General features: G+C 61.0%; 16 protein-coding genes and 1 pseudogene. 11 read left to right on the top strand and 6 right to left on the bottom strand.

The window, feature by feature from the left end; translation table 11 throughout:
- Nucleotides 1-46 precede the first annotated feature (46 nt).
- The 5 genes and pseudogenes from KJF94_RS19750 (at nucleotide 47) to KJF94_RS19730 (ending at nucleotide 4,765) form a co-directional block, all read left to right on the top strand.
- Nucleotides 47-2,739: pseudogene (locus KJF94_RS19750) on the top strand (DUF4118 domain-containing protein).
- Nucleotides 2,736-3,428, top strand: a complete 693-nt coding sequence (locus KJF94_RS19745) for a response regulator (protein WP_214378073.1) — start codon at nucleotides 2,736-2,738, stop codon at nucleotides 3,426-3,428. The pseudogene KJF94_RS19750 and the gene KJF94_RS19745 overlap by 4 nt, the downstream one beginning before the upstream one ends.
- 138 nt (nucleotides 3,429-3,566) lie before the next feature.
- Nucleotides 3,567-4,064: a GNAT family N-acetyltransferase gene (locus KJF94_RS19740; RefSeq protein ID WP_214378072.1), complete on the top strand. Its 498-nt coding sequence runs from the start codon at nucleotides 3,567-3,569 to the stop codon at nucleotides 4,062-4,064.
- Between the two features lie 100 nt (nucleotides 4,065-4,164).
- The gene (locus KJF94_RS19735; protein WP_214384915.1) at nucleotides 4,165-4,431 is read left to right on the top strand and encodes a type II toxin-antitoxin system Phd/YefM family antitoxin; all 267 of its coding nucleotides are present in this window, start codon (nucleotides 4,165-4,167) and stop codon (nucleotides 4,429-4,431) included.
- On the top strand, nucleotides 4,424-4,765 hold the full coding sequence (locus tag KJF94_RS19730) for a type II toxin-antitoxin system RelE/ParE family toxin (protein ID WP_214378070.1): 342 nt from the start codon (nucleotides 4,424-4,426) through the stop codon (nucleotides 4,763-4,765). Before KJF94_RS19735 ends, KJF94_RS19730 begins: the two co-directional genes overlap by 8 nt.
- 54 nt (nucleotides 4,766-4,819) lie before the next feature.
- Here KJF94_RS19730 and KJF94_RS19725 read toward each other — a convergent pair whose 3' ends face one another.
- Nucleotides 4,820-5,425 (bottom strand): pyridoxamine 5'-phosphate oxidase family protein, encoded by a 606-nt coding sequence (locus tag KJF94_RS19725; protein ID WP_214378069.1) that lies wholly within the window; start codon nucleotides 5,423-5,425, stop codon nucleotides 4,820-4,822.
- Between the two features lie 7 nt (nucleotides 5,426-5,432).
- Nucleotides 5,433-5,918 (bottom strand): GNAT family N-acetyltransferase, encoded by a 486-nt coding sequence (locus tag KJF94_RS19720; RefSeq protein ID WP_214378068.1) that lies wholly within the window; start codon nucleotides 5,916-5,918, stop codon nucleotides 5,433-5,435.
- 141 nt (nucleotides 5,919-6,059) lie between these two features.
- Here KJF94_RS19720 and KJF94_RS19715 point away from each other — a divergent pair, with 141 nt between their 5' ends.
- From KJF94_RS19715 to KJF94_RS19705, 3 genes are all read left to right on the top strand, one after another.
- Nucleotides 6,060-6,485, top strand: a complete 426-nt coding sequence (locus tag KJF94_RS19715) for a YybH family protein (RefSeq protein ID WP_214378067.1) — start codon at nucleotides 6,060-6,062, stop codon at nucleotides 6,483-6,485.
- Between the two features lie 67 nt (nucleotides 6,486-6,552).
- Nucleotides 6,553-6,897 (top strand): YciI family protein, encoded by a 345-nt coding sequence (locus KJF94_RS19710; protein ID WP_214378066.1) that lies wholly within the window; start codon nucleotides 6,553-6,555, stop codon nucleotides 6,895-6,897.
- 57 nt (nucleotides 6,898-6,954) lie between these two features.
- A complete protein-coding gene (locus KJF94_RS19705) occupies nucleotides 6,955-8,190 on the top strand; it encodes an RNA polymerase sigma factor (RefSeq protein WP_214378064.1) in 1,236 nt (411 codons plus the stop codon).
- A gap of 124 nt (nucleotides 8,191-8,314) precedes the next feature.
- On the opposite strand, the gene KJF94_RS19700 is transcribed toward KJF94_RS19705, so the two are convergent.
- Nucleotides 8,315-9,169: a LysR family transcriptional regulator gene (locus KJF94_RS19700; protein WP_214378062.1), complete on the bottom strand. Its 855-nt coding sequence runs from the start codon at nucleotides 9,167-9,169 to the stop codon at nucleotides 8,315-8,317.
- A gap of 89 nt (nucleotides 9,170-9,258) precedes the next feature.
- Here KJF94_RS19700 and KJF94_RS19695 point away from each other — a divergent pair, with 89 nt between their 5' ends.
- Nucleotides 9,259-9,693: a multidrug/biocide efflux PACE transporter gene (locus KJF94_RS19695; protein WP_214378060.1), complete on the top strand. Its 435-nt coding sequence runs from the start codon at nucleotides 9,259-9,261 to the stop codon at nucleotides 9,691-9,693.
- A 133-nt stretch (nucleotides 9,694-9,826) separates the two neighbouring features.
- Here the strand turns inward: KJF94_RS19695 and KJF94_RS19690 are convergent, their stop codons facing one another.
- The gene (locus KJF94_RS19690) at nucleotides 9,827-10,585 is read right to left on the bottom strand and encodes an SDR family NAD(P)-dependent oxidoreductase (protein WP_214378057.1); all 759 of its coding nucleotides are present in this window, start codon (nucleotides 10,583-10,585) and stop codon (nucleotides 9,827-9,829) included.
- 121 nt (nucleotides 10,586-10,706) lie between these two features.
- Here KJF94_RS19690 and KJF94_RS19685 point away from each other — a divergent pair, with 121 nt between their 5' ends.
- The gene (locus tag KJF94_RS19685; protein WP_214378055.1) at nucleotides 10,707-11,603 is read left to right on the top strand and encodes a LysR family transcriptional regulator; all 897 of its coding nucleotides are present in this window, start codon (nucleotides 10,707-10,709) and stop codon (nucleotides 11,601-11,603) included.
- Nucleotides 11,604-11,719: 116 nt separating this feature from the next.
- Here the strand turns inward: KJF94_RS19685 and KJF94_RS19680 are convergent, their stop codons facing one another.
- Nucleotides 11,720-13,333 (bottom strand): inorganic phosphate transporter, encoded by a 1,614-nt coding sequence (locus tag KJF94_RS19680; RefSeq protein WP_214378053.1) that lies wholly within the window; start codon nucleotides 13,331-13,333, stop codon nucleotides 11,720-11,722.
- A gap of 278 nt (nucleotides 13,334-13,611) precedes the next feature.
- On the bottom strand, nucleotides 13,612-14,634 hold the full coding sequence (locus tag KJF94_RS19675; protein WP_017340385.1) for a transporter: 1,023 nt from the start codon (nucleotides 14,632-14,634) through the stop codon (nucleotides 13,612-13,614).
- A gap of 275 nt (nucleotides 14,635-14,909) precedes the next feature.
- Here KJF94_RS19675 and KJF94_RS19670 point away from each other — a divergent pair, with 275 nt between their 5' ends.
- Nucleotides 14,910-16,535: a methyl-accepting chemotaxis protein gene (locus tag KJF94_RS19670; RefSeq protein ID WP_214378051.1), complete on the top strand. Its 1,626-nt coding sequence runs from the start codon at nucleotides 14,910-14,912 to the stop codon at nucleotides 16,533-16,535.
- Nucleotides 16,536-16,592: the final 57 nt, after the last annotated feature.

Raw genomic sequence — 16,592 nt, 5'->3', positions numbered from 1 at the left:
ACTGCGCGGCGCCCTCTGTGGCGCCGTGCCGTTCAAAAGGATTGCCATGCTCGTAACTGATACGTTCACCGCTTCACGCGACGGCCGCCCTGATCCCGACGCGCTGCTGGAGAAGCTGCAACAAGACGAACAGGCCGCGTTGCGCGGCAAATTGCGCATCTATTTCGGCTCCAATGCCGGGGTGGGGAAAACCTGTGCCATGCTCACCGCGGCCCAACGCGAAGTGACCCAGGGCCGTGACCTGGTGGCGGGCGTGGTCGAAACCCATGGCCGACGGGAAACCGCTGAACTGCTCACCGGTCTGGAACTGCTGCCGCGCTACAACGTGATGCATCGCGAGTGTGCCCTCAGCGAGTTCGATCTGGATGCCGCGCTGGCGCGACGTCCGGCGGTGCTGCTGGTGGATGAACTGGCTCACAGCAACGTTCCCGGTTCGCGTCACCCCAAACGCTGGCAGGATGTCGAAGAACTGCTGCGCGCCGGCATCGACGTCTGGACCACCCTCAATGTCCAGCACCTGGAAAGTCTCAACGATATCGTCAGCGGGATCATCGGCATCCGGGTGCGCGAGACCGTTCCCGATCATCTGTTCGACGATGCCCATGAAGTGGTGGTGATCGACCTGCCCCCCGATGACTTGCTACGCCGTCTCAAGGAAGGCAAGGTCTACCTGCCGCCTCAGGCCGAGCGCGCGTCCCGGCATTTCTTTCGCAAAGGCAACTTGCTGGCCTTGCGCGAACTGGCGCTGCGGCGCACGGCCGATCGCGTCGATGCACAGATGCGCGACTATCGCCGCGAGCGCTCCATCAACACGGTTTGGCCCGCGCGCGAGCGTTTACTGGTGGGCGTAGCGGGATACCCTTCGGATGAACGTCTGGTGCGGGAGGCGGCGCGTCTGGCGCAAAAGCTTGAGGCGGACTGGATTGTCGTCCATGTGCCTTCGGTTCAGCGCCGTGAAGCCGGGGCGAACCGTTACGCCGCCGCGATGAAAACCCTCGCGCTGGCCGCTGAGTTCGGTGCCGACACGGCCACGCCGTCCGGCATGGACGTGGCCGAGACCCTGGTGGCGTTTGCCCGTGAACATAACGCCAACCGCCTGGTGCTCGGGCATTACCCGCGCAAGGTTTGGCAATTCTGGCATCAGTCGATCAGTGATCGTATCAGCCGTCGTCACCCCGAGATCGATCAGATTGTCATCGCTCATGGCCCGTTGCCCGTCGTGGTAGCGGTTGCGGTGAACACGGATGCAGCGTTGCCGCCGAGCAGGGTTCCAGCGTACCTGTGGGCCAGCCTTGCCTGTTTTGCCGCCACGGCGGTGGCCGCCTTGTTGTTGCAGGTCTTTGATCTGGCCAACGTGGTCATGCTGTTTCTGCTCACGGTGGTGTTGGTCGCCCTGCGTTACGGGCGCGGCCCGGGTGTCTGGGCGGCGATGCTGGCGGTGCTGTGTTTTGATTTTTTCTTCGTCCAGCCACGCTGGTCGTTCACGGTCAATGACACCCAATATTTCTTTACCTTCGCCCTGATGCTGGGTATTGCCCTGATCACCGGTCAACTGACGGCCCGCTTGCGGCATGAGGCTCGCACCGCTGCCGGCCGTGAGCGGCGCGCGACGTCATTGGCGAGGCTGGCTCGCGACCTGTCGGCGGCGCTGACGGTGGAGCAGATCACCGAGGTTGCGCTGCGCACCTTCAGTGGCGTGTTTGAAGCGCGGGGCGGGCTGGCACTTCCGGATGCGATAGACAGTGTCCACGCCAGTGGCGCCGGTGCATTCCCGATCGATGAAAGCATTGCCCAATGGGTTTACGACCACGGCCAACCCGCAGGTCAGGGCACCGATACGCTGGCGGCTGCTCAAGGCCGCTATTTGCCGTTGAAAGCGCCTATGCGCGTACGCGGCGTGTTGGTGCTCGAACTGGCTGAACCCGAGCGATTGAACGAGCCTGAAGAACAACGTTTGCTCGAAGCGTGCATGAGCCAACTGGCGATCGCACTGGAGCGGGTGCATTTTGTCGAAGTGGCGCAGAGCACCCTGGTGCAGATGGAGGGCGAGCGCATGCGCAATACGCTGCTGGCCGCGATCTCTCATGACCTGCGCACACCACTGACCACCATTATCGGCGCGGCAGATGCGGCGGCCCCCATGCGCCGCCCGGACCGCTGACGCCGTTGCTGAGCGGTATCCGCGATCAGGCCAGCTCCATGCAGCGGTTGATCGAAAACCTGTTGGACATGGCCCGGATGCAGGAACGCGGTGTGCGCCTGAACCGGCAATGGCACTCGCTGGAGGAAATCGTCGGCAGCGCGTTGCGGCAACTGCGCGAGCCGTTGGCACGGCATGTCGTGCGCACCGCACTGTCGCCGCAGTTGCCGTTGGTGGAAGTCGATGCGCTGTTGATCGAACGCGTGCTGGTCAACCTGCTGGACAACGCCGCCAAGTACACCCCGGCCGGAACGCTGGTGCAGGTGGCGGCCCGGCAAGAGGAGCAGAGCATTGTGCTGGAGGTGATTGACGCCGGTCCCGGTTGCCCTCAGGGCAGCACGCCGCAGAGTTTGTTCGAACCGTTCACTCGCGGTCAGCAGGAATCGGCCGTGGCCGGCATCGGCCTTGGGCTGGCGTTGGCAAAACGCATTGTCCAGGCCCATGGCGCAACGATCGAGGCCCAACCCCAGGCCACCTCGGGTATTCGTTTTGTCATCACTCTACCGGCGGGGCACCCGCCTTCCATGGAATCGCTATGACCAGTGCACGCATCCTCATTGTCGAGGACGAGGCCAACATCCGCCGTTTCATCGGTATCGCGCTGCAGGATGAAGGTTTTCAGGTGTTCGAAGCCGACAACGTCAAACGCGCCCTGATCCACGCCGCCAGCCGTCAACCGGATCTGGTGATTGTCGATCTGGGCTTGCCCGACGGTGACGGAAAACAATTGATCAGTGAGCTTCGGGGCTGGATGACGGTGCCGATTCTGGTGCTGTCGGCGCGTGATCGTGAAGAGGAAAAAGTGGCGGCACTGGATACGGGCGCCGACGATTACCTGGTCAAACCCTTCGGCGTGCCCGAGTTGCTGGCGCGAATCCGCGCCCAGTTGCGTCGACACGTGCAGAACGGCACCGCCGCCGTCACCAGCAAGGTAACCTTCGGCATGATCGAAGTGGACCTGGCCACGCACGAGGTCCGGCGCGAGGACCAATCGGTCCATCTGACGCCCATCGAGTATCGCCTGCTTTGCGCGCTGATTCGCGGACAAGGCCGGGTCATGACCCATCGCCAGTTACTGCTGGAAGTGTGGGGGCTGGATTACGTCGATCGTGCTCACTACCTGCGGGTGCACATGGCGCACCTGCGGCAAAAACTGGAGGCCGATGCAGCCCAGCCACAGCATTTCATCACGGAATTACAGGTGGGTTATCGCTTGGTGGGGCTGTAGAGAAGGGCGGGGGCTGGTTGCAGCGCCAGGCCTTGTCATACGAGTGCCGGGTATCGGGCGTTCGAGGGCCGGCAAGTGTTGTTAGAATCGGCGGGCGGTACTCTGTCATCTCACTTGCCCCAAGGTTGCTGTTCTGCCATGAACTCGTCGAACCCTGTCATCCGAAACGTCCTGCCTGCCGATCTGGACCGCTGCTTCGCCATCGAAACCGTTGCCTACGAAGGCGACGAAGCCGCCACCCGGGAAAAAATCGCCACCCGTATTGCCACCTGGCCTGAAGGTTTTATCGTCGCCGAAGTGGACGGTGTGGTAGCCGGTTTCATCAACTCCGGGGCGGCGTTTCAGGTCGAGATGTCGGACGAAGCGTTCAAGGAACTGATCGGCCACGACCCGGCCGGCCCGCATGTGGTGATCATGTCGGTGGTGGTGCATCCGGATTATCAGGGGCAGGGCCTGGCGAAACGTTTGATGGGCGAGTTCATCGAGCGGATGCGTGCGTTGGGCAAGACCAGCATCAACCTGATGTGCAAGGAGCGGCATATTCCGCTGTATGCCTGGTTTGGGTTTGTCTACGTCAAGCCTTCCGCGTCGGATCATGGCGGGATGGCCTGGCATGAGATGGTGTTAGATCTGTGACACGGGCAAATGAGTACTTGAGATAAGTTTTTTTTATGACCTAAATTCAGACCTTGTTGCCTTGGTCATCCTGTTCGGGTGGCGAGCAGAGGAATGAATGATGCGAGTTGAAACTATCAGTTTTGTTAAAAAGAATGCGGCGGGGCTGGACCTTTCCGAGCCGATGCTCGTCACTCAAAATGGCGTCCCGGCCTACGTGATCGAGTCCTGCGAGGAGCGCAAGCGGCGAGATGAAGCGATTGCGCTGATCAAGCTTCTTTCGTTCTCCTCCCGCGACAAGGAGCAGGGAAAGCTGATTTCTGGCGACACTTTGCTGACCAGGCTGGCGCAACGGCGCCAATCGCAGCAAGACGATAACGATGCCTGAGGTCTTCAGGGTAGAGTTTGCGACCGCTGCGGAGCATGGGGTTTTTTCACTGGAGCACTATCTGACGCAGCAATGCGGTCGCAAAAAAGCGGCAGAGATAGTTGATCAACTGGCGATGCAGATTGTTACGGCACTGAGCAATCAGGCCCTTGTATACGGTGTTTGTCAGGAAGCGGCGTCCCTTGGCGTCACTCATTTTCGTGAGCACCTGCCCATGGGGCAGCGAGTTTTCTATGAAGTGTTCCCGAGCGAGAACCTTGTGGTGGTCGCTTTGGTTATCGGCCAGCGACAAAGTATCGAGAAGCAATTGCTCGACTACTGCCTACTCCTCTGACAGTTATCCAAATCCCAAAAGGGTTGCCCCACGGCAACCCTTTTCAGTGTTTGATCAGTAGAGACTGTCCCGCACCCGGGCCGGTGCTTCCCGGTCATACGTCTGCGCATCAAAATCCCCGTCATTCAAGCGCTTGTGAAACGCCCCCGCGGTCGGCAGCGCCGAGCGATCCAGGTGCTTCTCGGGGTTCCACAAATCCGAACGCACAATCGCTTTCGAGCAGTGAAAGAACGCCGCCTCCACCGTCACCAGCATCACCGTGCGCGCCGGTTTGCCGTTGACCGCGAAACTTTCCAGCAACCCCGATTCATTGCTGATCTGCGCCGTGCCGTTGACCCGCAACGTCTCGCCGATCCCCGGGATGATGAACAGCAGCGACACCCGCGGATCGAGCACCACATTGCGCAGTGTGTCGATGCGGTTGTTGCCCGGGCGGTCCGGTATCGCCAGGGTGCGCTCATCGATGATCCGCACGAAACCCGGCGTGTCACCGCGCGGCGAGCCGTCCAGGCCGTCGGGGCCGACCGAGCTGATGATCACCAGCGGCGAGGCGCGGACCATCGCTTGATAGTCCTCGTTCAGAAAGGGGATTTGTTTGCGCACGGCGCGGTCGTGGGGCTGGCCGTAGATCGCTTCCAGTGCTTCGATACTGTTGAGCATAACCACCTCAGAAAATCAGTCCCATGCGCCGTTCGTAACCGATCCGGCCCTTGTAGGCTTCGCCGCTGTCGACCCAGCCAAATTTGGCATACAGCGCGATGGCGGCCTCGTTGTCCGCATCCACCGACAACTCCAGCGCCCTGATTTCGGGAAAAGCCTGACGCGCTACGTCGGGCAGGGCTTGCAGGCAGGCCTTGCCATACCCTTTGCCTTGATGACGCTGGTCGACTTGCAGCGCGTGCAACGTGGCGCTGTGTTCATCGGCCCAGGCAGGCAGCACCGGAGGGCGTTTGAGCAGCAAGAAGGCAACGGGGATGTCATCGGCCAACAGGGCAAATCCTTTGACGCCGGGGCCGGGTTTGGACAACAAGGTGTGCAACGCACCGTGGATGTCGCCGGAGAATTTTATTTGTTCATGGTGAACTTCGATGGCTTCGACCTGCTGGCGCTGGCACGCGTCCAGGGTTTCGTAAGGCACGAGTCGGATTGTCACTGGAGTGTCCTTTTTCCATCAGAAATGAGCCTCGGATTCTAGCGAGTTTGCGTCCATGGATTATTTTTATTTCGACTGTCGATTCGGCATTTCGCCGAACGACTAAGGGTGTCTTCAGAACAAAAAACACGGAGAACCTCCATGAACGCTACTCACGAAATCGAGGCCCTGATCGACACCTATCGCCAGGCGGTCATCGCCAAGGATGTCGAAAAAATCATGGCCCTGTATGGCGATGACATCGTCTCCTACGACGCGGTCAAGGCCCTGCAATTCCGCGGAAAGGCCGCCTACCGTGCGCATTGGCTGGAATGCATGGAAATGTGCCAGGGCGCGCATAAGTTCGACTTCGACCACATGAACGTCGTGGCGGACGAGCACATCGCCTTCGCCCACTGGCTGGCCCACTGCGGCGGCACCAACGACAAGGGCGAAACCCAGGCCTGCTGGATGCGTGTGACCGCCTGCTATCGGCGCGAGGCCGGGCAATGGCGCATCGTCCACGAACACTGGTCGGCCCCGTTCGACATGACGAGCGGCACCGCGCTGTTCAACCTGGAGCCCTGATCGTCGGGAAGCAGCGCCAAAACGCCAAACTGCAGCCATAGTTGATCAGTTCGATCGGAGAGCCCCCATGAAGTACTTATGCCTGGTCTACAGCAACGAACAGGAGTTGCACTCACTGCCCGAAAGCCCCAACGACGCCGAGTGCATGGCCTACGCCGAATCGATCCAGGGCAGCGGCCGCATGATCGCCGCCGAGGCGCTGGAGTCGGTGCAGACCGCCACCACCGTGCGCATGCGCAACGGCAAAATGTCGATCACCGACGGCCCGTTCGCCGAAACCAAGGAGCAGTTGGCCGGCTTCTACCTGATCGACGCCAAAGACCTCAATGAAGCCCTCCAGGTCGCCGGCAACATTCCGGCGGCCAGGGTGGGCTGTGTCGAGGTGCGACCTGTTCGAGAGTTGAATCCCTGACGATCACAGGCAAGGAGAATCCATGGTAACGCTGGTGACGCAAGGCATGCAGGACTGATGCCCGGGGTGTCGGTCAAGGCTCGGGTCGAGCAGGTTTACCGCGAAGAGTCGCGGCGGATCCTGGCGACCCTGATCCGTTTGCTCGGCGATTTCGACCTCGCCGAAGAGGCCTTGCACGAGGCGTTCTTTATCGCGGTCGAGCGCTGGCAGCGTGACGGTGTGCCGGACAACCCGCGGGCGTGGCTGGTCTCCACCGGGCGTTTCAAGGCCATCGATGTGTTGCGTCGCCGTGCGCGGTTTGCCGCGTCCCGGCCGATGCTGATCGCTCAACTGGAGGCGCTGGAGCAGGCCGACTGGAGTGACGAAGACGTGGAAGACGATCGCTTGCGCCTGATCTTCACCTGCTGTCACCCGGCATTGGCGGCGGATGCTCAAGTGCCGCTGACATTGCGCGAAGTCTGCGACCTGACCACCGAAGAAATCGCCCGGGCGTTTCTCTGCGCACCGGCCACCATTGCCCAGCGCATCGTGCGGGCCAAAGCGAAAATCCGCGACGCGAAAATTCCCTATCAAGTACCAACCCTGGCGGAATTGCCCGAGCGACTCGACAGCGTGCTGCGGGTGATTTACCTGGTGTTCAACGAAGGTTACTCGGCGTCCGTCGGCACGGAGTTGACCCGGGAAGACCTGACCCGCGAGGCGATCCGCCTCGGGCGTTTGCTGATGGAATTACTGCCAGAGCCCGAGGTGATGGGCCTGCTGGCGCTGATGCTGTTGCATGAGTCACGGCGCCCGGCGCGGACATCGTCGAGTGGTGAGCTGATCCTGCTGGATGAGCAGGACCGGTCGCTGTGGGACGCCGGGTTGATTGCCGAAGGTTGCGCACTGATCGAGCGGGCGCTGAGTACGCGGCGATTCGGTCCTTACTGTTTGCAGGCGGCCATCGCAGCGGTGCATGCCGAAGCGCCGACGGCGGGGGAGACCGACTGGCTGCAGATTGTGGGGCTGTATGACGTGCTGTTGGCGGCCGTGCCTTCACCGGTGATCGAGTTGAACCGTGCGGCGGCGATCTCCAAACGGGATGGGCCATTGGCGGGGTTGACGCTGGTTGAGGGAATTCTGGATCGCGGGGATTTGCTGGATTACCACCTGGCGCATTCGGCGCGGGCGGAGTTTTGTCGGAAGTTGGGGCGGGTGGACGAAGCGCGGGCGGCGTATGAGCGGGCGCTGGAATTAACGCAGCAGGTGCCGGAGCGGCGGTTTATCGAGGCTCGGATCAAGGCTTTAAAATAAGGTGAATTTGCCGGCCCCATCGCGGGCAAGCCCGCTCCCACAGGGTTTGGTGGCGTCCACAAATTTTGTGACTGACACGATCCACTGTGGGAGCGGGCTTGCTCGCGATAAGGTCGCAGGACCTTCATTCCAGCATCTTGCCCAACAACCAACTCCCCGCCGGCCCCGGCGGATGCAGCCGCGACCACAGTGCATCGACGAACAGCGGTTTCGGCCAGCCGCGCACGTTCAATTCCTGCAACGTTCCAGCGCCAAACCGCCCCACCAGCCACCGCGGCAACGGCGCCCAACCGAATCCGCCCTGAGCCATTTCCAGCAGCATCAAATAACTCGGTGCCGACCAGACGCGTCCCTTGGCGCGGCTTTCATACGGATTGACGATCGTCGCCAGACGCAACTCCCGGTGCTGTTGCAAGATGTCCTGATCGATGCGCGCCAGTGCCGCCAACGGATGCTCGCGGGACACGAACAAGGCAATTTCGGTACGCTCCTGCACCGTCGAGCTGACCAGATCCGGCGGGTAACTTTCCTGTTGCTCGGCGAACGCCACATGCGCCCGACCGCTTTGCACCAGCGCCACCAGGTCATCGCATTCGGCAATCAGGCATTCGAGTTCCAGGTCCGGGTATCGCTGCTCGAACGCACTGAGCGTCGCTTCGAAACGGTCGGATTGATAGGTGTCGGAAATCGCCACGGTCAGCTTCGGTTCAACCCCTTGAGCCAACTGGCTGGCGGTCATTTCCAGACGGCTGGTCGCCGCCAGAATCTCCTCGGCCCGTTGCAACATCACGTGCCCGGCTGGAGTCAGGGTCGGCTTGCGGCTACTGCGGTCGAACAGGATCAGATCCAGATCAATCTCCAGGCTGGCCACCGCAGCGCTGATGGTCGACTGACTGCGCCCGAGTTTGCGCGCCGCGGCGGAAAACGAGCCTTGGGTCGCCGCTTGCACAAACGCCTGCAACACTTCCTGGGACGCCATGAACTATCGCCTTGATCGATGGTTATTGGTTATGAAGTATCGGTGTGAGAGCGGATCATGGCAACCACAGTCACTCAGGAGCTCTGCTCATGAACATGCAAAAATCCATCACCGAACGTATTTTCCAGGCCATCGGCTTTGAGCTGCTGGCCATCGTGATCTGCACCCCGTTGCTGGCTTGGATCATGGACAAACCGATGCTCGACATGGGCGTCGTCACCGTCGTGATCGCGGCACTGGCACTGGCGTGGAACGTGGTGTTCAACGGCATTTTTGATCGTGTGCTGCAGCGTTTCGAAATTGCGCACAACGCTTGGACGCGCGTTGTCCATGCGCTGCTGTTTGAAGGCGGTCTGGTCGCGGTCGGCGTACCGCTGATTGCCTGGTGGCTTAATGTCAGCCTGTGGCAGGCGTTCCTGCTGGATATCGGTGTGTTGCTGTTTTTCCTGCCGTACACCTACGTTTACCACTGGGCGTATGACGTGGTGCGCGCGCGCATGTTACTGGTTAATAGCGCTCGCTGATCGAAAGTGCACGGGCTTTTGTGGCGAGGGAGCTTGCTCCCGCTGGGTTGCGAAGCGACCCCAAAAAGAGCGTCTGCTTCGCCCGAGCGCGGACCGGCCGGCGGGAGCAAGCTCCCTCGCCACAGGTTCAGGTTTACAAAAACATCCCGCCCGACGCCTCGACGCGCTGCCCATTGATCCACTGGCTGCCCGGTGCCAGCAGCAGCGCAATCGCGGCGCCGATATCGTCCGGCAGACCGACGCGACCCAGGGCGGTATTGTCGGCGACCATTTGGTTCACCTGCGCATTGTCGCGCACGGTCCCGCCGCCGAAATCGGTTTCGATCGCGCCGGGCGCCAACGTATTCACCGAAATACCCCGCGCACCGAGTTCCTTGGCTTGATAACGCGTCAGTACTTCCATCGCGCCTTTCATCGCCGCGTAAGTGCCGTAACCCGGCAGGCTGAAGCGGGTCAGACCGCTGGACACGTTGAGAATCCGGCCGCCATCAGCCATCAACGGCAGCAGGTTCTGGGTCAGGAAAAACGGCCCTTTCAGATGAATATTCATCAGCAGATCGAACTGCTCGACGGTGGTATCGACAAAGTTCGCATACACACCAATGCCGGCGTTGTTCAGCAAAAAATCGAAGTGCTGGCGATCAAAACGGCTGCGCAATACCTCGGTGACCTGCGTGGTGAAATCTGCGAAGCGCTCGCTCTGGCCCACGTCCAGTTGCAGCATGACGGCACGACCGCCGAGGCTTTCGATTTCCGCGACCAGTGCCTGCGCCTCATCGGCTTTGCTGTTGTAGGTGCCGATGATGTCGACGCCCTGGGCGGCCAGATGCAGCGCTGCGTTTTTGCCGAGGCCGCGGCTGGCGCCGGTGATCAGTGCGATTTTGCGATTCATGGGGCTTCCTCAAGGGGGGTGAGTGACGGTGTGGAGGAAGTTTATTTATCCGGCCTATGGTGATAAACAGACTGAAACTGGAATCACTGATCGGATAATCCGGACAATCGAAGGTCGGCCCATGAACAAACTGGAACTGCTGCGCACCTTCGTCCGCGTCAGCGAGATGTCGAGTTTTACCCTTGCCGGCGAAAGCCTGGGCTTGCCCCGGTCCACCGTGTCGGAACACGTTCAGGCGCTGGAAGCGCTGCTGGGTACGCGTCTGCTGCAACGCACCACGCGCAGGGTTCAGGCGACTCAGGACGGCCTGGTGTTGTACGAACGCAGCAAGGACTTGCTGTCGCACATGGACGAAATCGAAGGGCTGTTTCGCCAGGATGCGGCGTCGCTCACCGGGCGGATTCGCTTCGACATGCCGAACTTTCTGGCGCGCCAGGTGGTGTTGCCGCGGTTACCGGAATTCATCGCGCTGCACCCCAATCTGGAACTGGAAATCAGCACCACCGATCGCCGGGTTGATTTGCAAAGGGAGGGGTTTGATTGCGTTGTGCGGGTCGGCGCACAGCCGGATCAATCGGTGGTCGCGCGCCACGTGTGCGATTTTGCGATGGTCAATTGCGCCAGTCCCGCTTACTTGCAGCGCTATGGCATTCCCGAAAAACTCGACGATCTGGCGCAGCATCGGCTGGTCCATTACGTCGGCGTGCTGGGTTCGCGGTCGGAAGGTTTTTTGTATGAGGTCGATGGCAAGCTGCATCGATTGCCGATGGCGGGTAGCGTCACGGTGAACAGCACCGACGCTTATGAAGCGGCGTGCCTGGGGGGATTCGGCTTGATTCAGGCGCCGCTCAAAGGCATGCAGTCGCACTTGCTCAGCGGTGAACTGGTGGCGGTGTTGCCGCAGTTCAATGCACCGTCGATGGACGTGGCGCTGCTCTATGCCCGGCAACGGCATTTGCCGTTGCGGGTCAGAGCGTTTATGGATTGGCTGGCGCAAATCATCCAGTCCACGATCTAAACAACACCGCAAAACCTGTAGGAGCGAGGCTTGCCCGCGAAGGCGGTCTCAGGATTTGCATCGACCTTGAGACCGCCTTCGCGGGCAAGCCTCGCTCCTACAGGGTTCTGTGGTGGTCAGAAGATTTGGGTGAACAGCCAGTACAAACTCCCCGACAACAGAATCGCCGCCGGCAAGGTCAGCACCCAGGCCATCAGCAGATTGCGGATGGTCTTCATTTGCAAGCCACCGCCGTTGGCGACCATGGTCCCGGCTACCCCCGAAGACAACACGTGGGTAGTCGAGACCGGCAGCCCGAACATGTCCGCCGCGCCGATGGTCAGCATGGCCACGGTTTCAGCCGAGGCCCCTTGTGCGTAAGTCAGGTGGGTCTTGCCGATCTTCTCGCCGACGGTCACCACGATGCGCTTCCAGCCGACCATGGTGCCCAGGCCCAGCGCAATCGCCACCGCGATCTTCACCCACAGCGGAATGAACCGCGTGGCGTTGTCGATCTGTTGCTTGAACAGTTGCAGCTTGCCGGTGGTGTCGGCGTCAAAGTTGCCGACTTTGTTCTTGTCTATCAAGCGAATGGTTTCGCTGGTCAGGTACATGTCGTTGCGCACGTTGCCCATGGCCTCGGCCGGGACTTTCGACAGCGAACCGTAACCCTTCACTTCGTTGCCGATGTTGCCGGCCAGCGTCGCGAGGGCGGGGATCAGTTGCGGCGTGGCTTCCTTGGTGCGCACGTAATCGGACAGCACCGGACGCGGATCGGTGGGCGCCGGCAGCGAGGTGGTTTTCATCAGCGCTTGCTGGGTGACTTCGGCCACGGCGGCGAATTGCAACGACTGATCCGCCGGCATGGTGCGGTTCAACGCGTACGCCATCGGCAGGGTGCCCACCAGGATCAGCATGATCAGGCCCATGCCTTTCTGGCCGTCGTTGGAGCCGTGGGCGAAGGACACACCGGTGCAGGTCAGGATCAACATGCCGCGAATCCACCACGGTGGCGGGGTGTTGCCTTGGGGTTCCTTGTACAGCGCGCGATTCTTGACGAAGGCGCGCAGGGCCAGCAGCAACAACGCGGCGCAGCCGAAGCCAACCAGTGGAGAAAGAAGGAGCGCGTAACCGACCTTGGTTGCTTGCGCCCAGTCCACGCCGCTGGTGCCGTCGCGCCCGTGCATCAAGGCGTTGGCGACGCCGACACCGATGATCGAACCGATCAGGGTGTGCGACGAAGACGCCGGCAGACCCAGCCACCAGGTGCCGAGGTTCCACAGAATCGCCGCGATCAGCAGGGCGAAAATCATCGCGAAACCGGCGGACGACCCGACCTGCAGAATCAGCTCCACCGGCAGCAGCGCGATGATGCCGAACGCCACCGCGCCGCTCGACAGCAGCACGCCAAGGAAGTTGAAGAACCCGGACCAGACCACCGCAAAGTTCGGCGGCAAGGAGTTGGTGTAAATCACCGTGGCCACTGCGTTGGCGGTGTCGTGGAAACCGTTGACGAACTCAAAGCCCAACGCGATCAGCAGCGCCACGCCCAGCAGCAGAAACGGCGTCCAGGTGGTGACCACCGTGCCGAGTTCGTTCATGTCGTGCATCAGGCTGTACGCGGTGAACAACAGGCCGATGGCCAGCACCGCGAAGAAAATCACAATGGTCAGCAGGCCGGGTTTTTTATCGAACTGCGGCTTCGCGCTGCTGGCAGACGCCTGGGCGGCGGTGTAGGAAGGAGTAGCCATAACGGACAATCCTGAGGAGGGATGGAGTGTCAGTCATGATCGTTGCCAAATGTTACAGAGAGGCTGCGTTGGGTCAGTGTTTGGGGTTTTTGCTTATTCCGTTGATCTGTTCCTGGGGCGCGCAATACCTTGTGGCGAGGGAGCTTGCTCCCGCTCGGCTGCGAAGCAGCCGCAAAACCTGTTGGCATGGTTTGGTTGGAGGAATGCCGGGGGCCGCTTCGCGACCCAGCGGGAGCAAGCTCCCTCGCCACAGTGACGGGGGGGCTTGAAGATTGTGCTCAATAATCCTGGCGCTTACGAAACGCCCACCGCCCCGCAATCACGGTAAACGTCGCCACCAATGCCACCAGAATCCAGAATCCTTCCGGATCCTGGGATAGCGGCACGCCACCCACGTTCATGCCAAAGAAACCGGCAATGATGTTGATCGGCAACGCCAGCACCGTCACCACCGTCAGGGTAAACAGCGTGCGGTTGCTTTGTTCATTCAGGTTGGCGGCAATCTCTTCCTGCAACAGTTTGATCCGCTCACCCAGCGCCGTGAGGTCGTTGATGATCAGCGCAAACTCCTCGGTGGATTTGCGCAGCTCCTTCACGTCTTCCTTCTGCAACCATTGCGGCGGACGATTGAGCAGGCGCAGCAACGAGCCCGGCTCCAGCGCCAGCAGCCGTTGCAGACGCACCAGCACCCGGCGATTGGCGCCCAGTTCCGCGCGGTTGGTCGACAGCCGCGAGGACAGCAACTCATCCTCGATCTGATCGACACTGAGGCTGGTCTTGCGCACGATCTGCGTCAGCACCTCGCCTTGGTCGCGCAGCAAATGCACCAGCAACTCCAGCGGCGAGCGAAAGCATTCACCGGCCTTCACCGACGAACGTAACTTGTCCACCGAGTGCAGCGGTTGCAGGCGCGCGCTGATGATCAGCCGGCTGCGGGCGCATACCCACAGCGTCGACACATCCGAGGAGACCATGCTGCTGAGGTTGAACACCACGTCGTTGACCACCGCCAGCAAGGCTGAATCGACATGCTCGATGCGCGTCGAACGCGAACCTTCATGCAACGCTTCGAAAAACTCGTCGGGTAATTCCAGGTGACTTTTCATCCAGCGCTCGCACGCGGCGTGAGCGAGGTTCAGGTGCAGCCAGAGAAATTCGTCGCTGTCGCCCGGTTGTTGCAGACACCGCAACGCCATGGCCGAATCGATCTCCCGGCCGCGTTCGCCGGGACGAAAACTGAAACCGTACAGCAGACCGAACAGGTCCGGGTCGCGATGGCTTTGGTCGATGCTGTGGTTCATGAGGTCTCGCTGTGAGGAGGCGCCTGTCGCGGGTTTCACAGGTTCACTTGAGCCGCATCATCGCAAGGTGCGATGACATTTTTGTGACGGTTAAATAACGCAAACGATTGCGTTACCGATGGTCGGATTCTCTTCAAGAAGCGCTCTGGCACGCCGATCACGCTTAGGTTAAGTTGCGCGCCTTCGGCCACCGGCCAACGCCGCAGACAGGGATGTTCGGACTAATTTCACGCCTCACCCAGGGCGTGCCTCATTCCTGTCACGAGTACCTTCCGATGTTTTTGCAAAAGTCCTTGAGAGCGCAAATTCTCGCCCTGCTGAGCGGCAGCCTGTTTGCGATGCTGTTGATCGCTTTGGCTTGCTTTCACTTTCTGTCCAGCGGCGTTCAGAGCTACGCGAATCTGATCGACGGCCCGCTGCACACCTCGCAATTGATCGATGAAGCCAACCTGCAATTCAAGGTGCAGGTCCAGGAATGGAAAAACGTCCTGCTGCGCGGCAAGCAACCGGCGGACCTGGACAAATACTGGAAGCAATTCGAAGACCGCCAGCGCGACGTGCAGGGCATTCTCGGCGAACTGGCCGGGCAAAAGGGCATCGAGCCGCAACTCAAGACCCGCATCGAACGCCTGCGTGACGAACACCGCGTGTTAGGCGCGGCGTATCAGAAGGGCCGCGATGCCTACGTGGCGGCCGGTGCCGATCCAACGGTGGGTGACACCGCGGTGAAGGGCGTGGACCGGGCGACCAGCGATCAGATGAGCGAACTGGTCAGCGAATTGCGCAAGCAGGGCACCGAGCAGTCCAGGCTGATCAGCGCCAGCGCCGATCGCACCGTGTTGCTGGGCATCATCGTGATGCTCGCTTCGGGTCTGTTGATCGGTCTGTTGAGCCTGTGGCTGGTCAACCGCAACCTGGTCGAACCGATTCGCAAGCTGATCGACTACGTGGCGCAACTCAGTCAGGGCAAAATTGCCGAACGCGTGGCCAGCACCCGTCAGGATGAGCTGGGCAAATTGGCGATCGCGGCCAACACGCTGCGCGATTTCCTCGCCGACACCTTCAGCCGCTTGCAGGTCAGTGCCAAGGATCTGGACGGCGCCAGCGGTGAGCTGAAAGCGATCGCCGGTCTCATGGCCAGCGGCACCAACGAGCAGTTCAACCGCACCGATCAGGTCGCCACGGCGATGAACGAAATGTCCGCCACCGCGCAGGAAGTCGCGCGCCACGCCGCCGATGCGGCGCGTGCGGCGGATGACGCCGACCAGTCCGCCCAGCAAGGCGAAAAAGTCATGCAGGGCACCATCCACACCATCACCCGCATGCGCGGTGAAATTGCCAACACCGCGACGGTCATTCGACAGCTGGAAACCGACAGCGGCCGCATCGGCAAGGTGCTGGAAGTGATTCGCGGCATCGCCGAACAGACCAACTTGCTGGCGCTCAACGCGGCCATCGAAGCCGCCCGTGCCGGTGAAGCCGGGCGCGGTTTCGCGGTGGTGGCCGATGAAGTGCGCAGCCTGGCCCAGCGCACGGCGGCGTCGATCATCGAGATCAACCAGATCATCCAGACTGTGCAAACCGGTGCGGTGGACGCGGCTCAGGCGATAGAGAGCGGTCAGTCGCGCAGTGAGGAAAGTGTCGAGCAAGTGACGCAGGCCGGTGCGATGCTGGAGCGCATTACCCACGCCGTGGAAGCCATTCGCGACATGAACCGCCAGATCGCTACCGCTGCCGAAGAGCAGACCTCGGTCGCCGAAGACATCTCGCGCAACCTCACCGAGATCACCAGCATCGCCAGCACCAACCTGGACAACGTGCAACGCACCGAAGCGGCCAGCCACAACCTGCACGGGTTGTCAGGACAACTGAATGAAGTGACGGCGCGTTTGAGCGCGTAAGGTTTCACGGGAACACGGGAACGCAAAAAAGCCGCACGATCCGAAAATCGTGCGGCT

The sequence above is a fragment of the Pseudomonas hormoni genome (genome assembly GCF_018502625.1).
Taxonomy (GTDB): domain Bacteria; phylum Pseudomonadota; class Gammaproteobacteria; order Pseudomonadales; family Pseudomonadaceae; genus Aquipseudomonas; species Aquipseudomonas hormoni.
The sequence above is the reverse complement of the archived record's forward strand: the minus strand, read 5'-3'. Positions and strand labels throughout refer to the sequence as shown.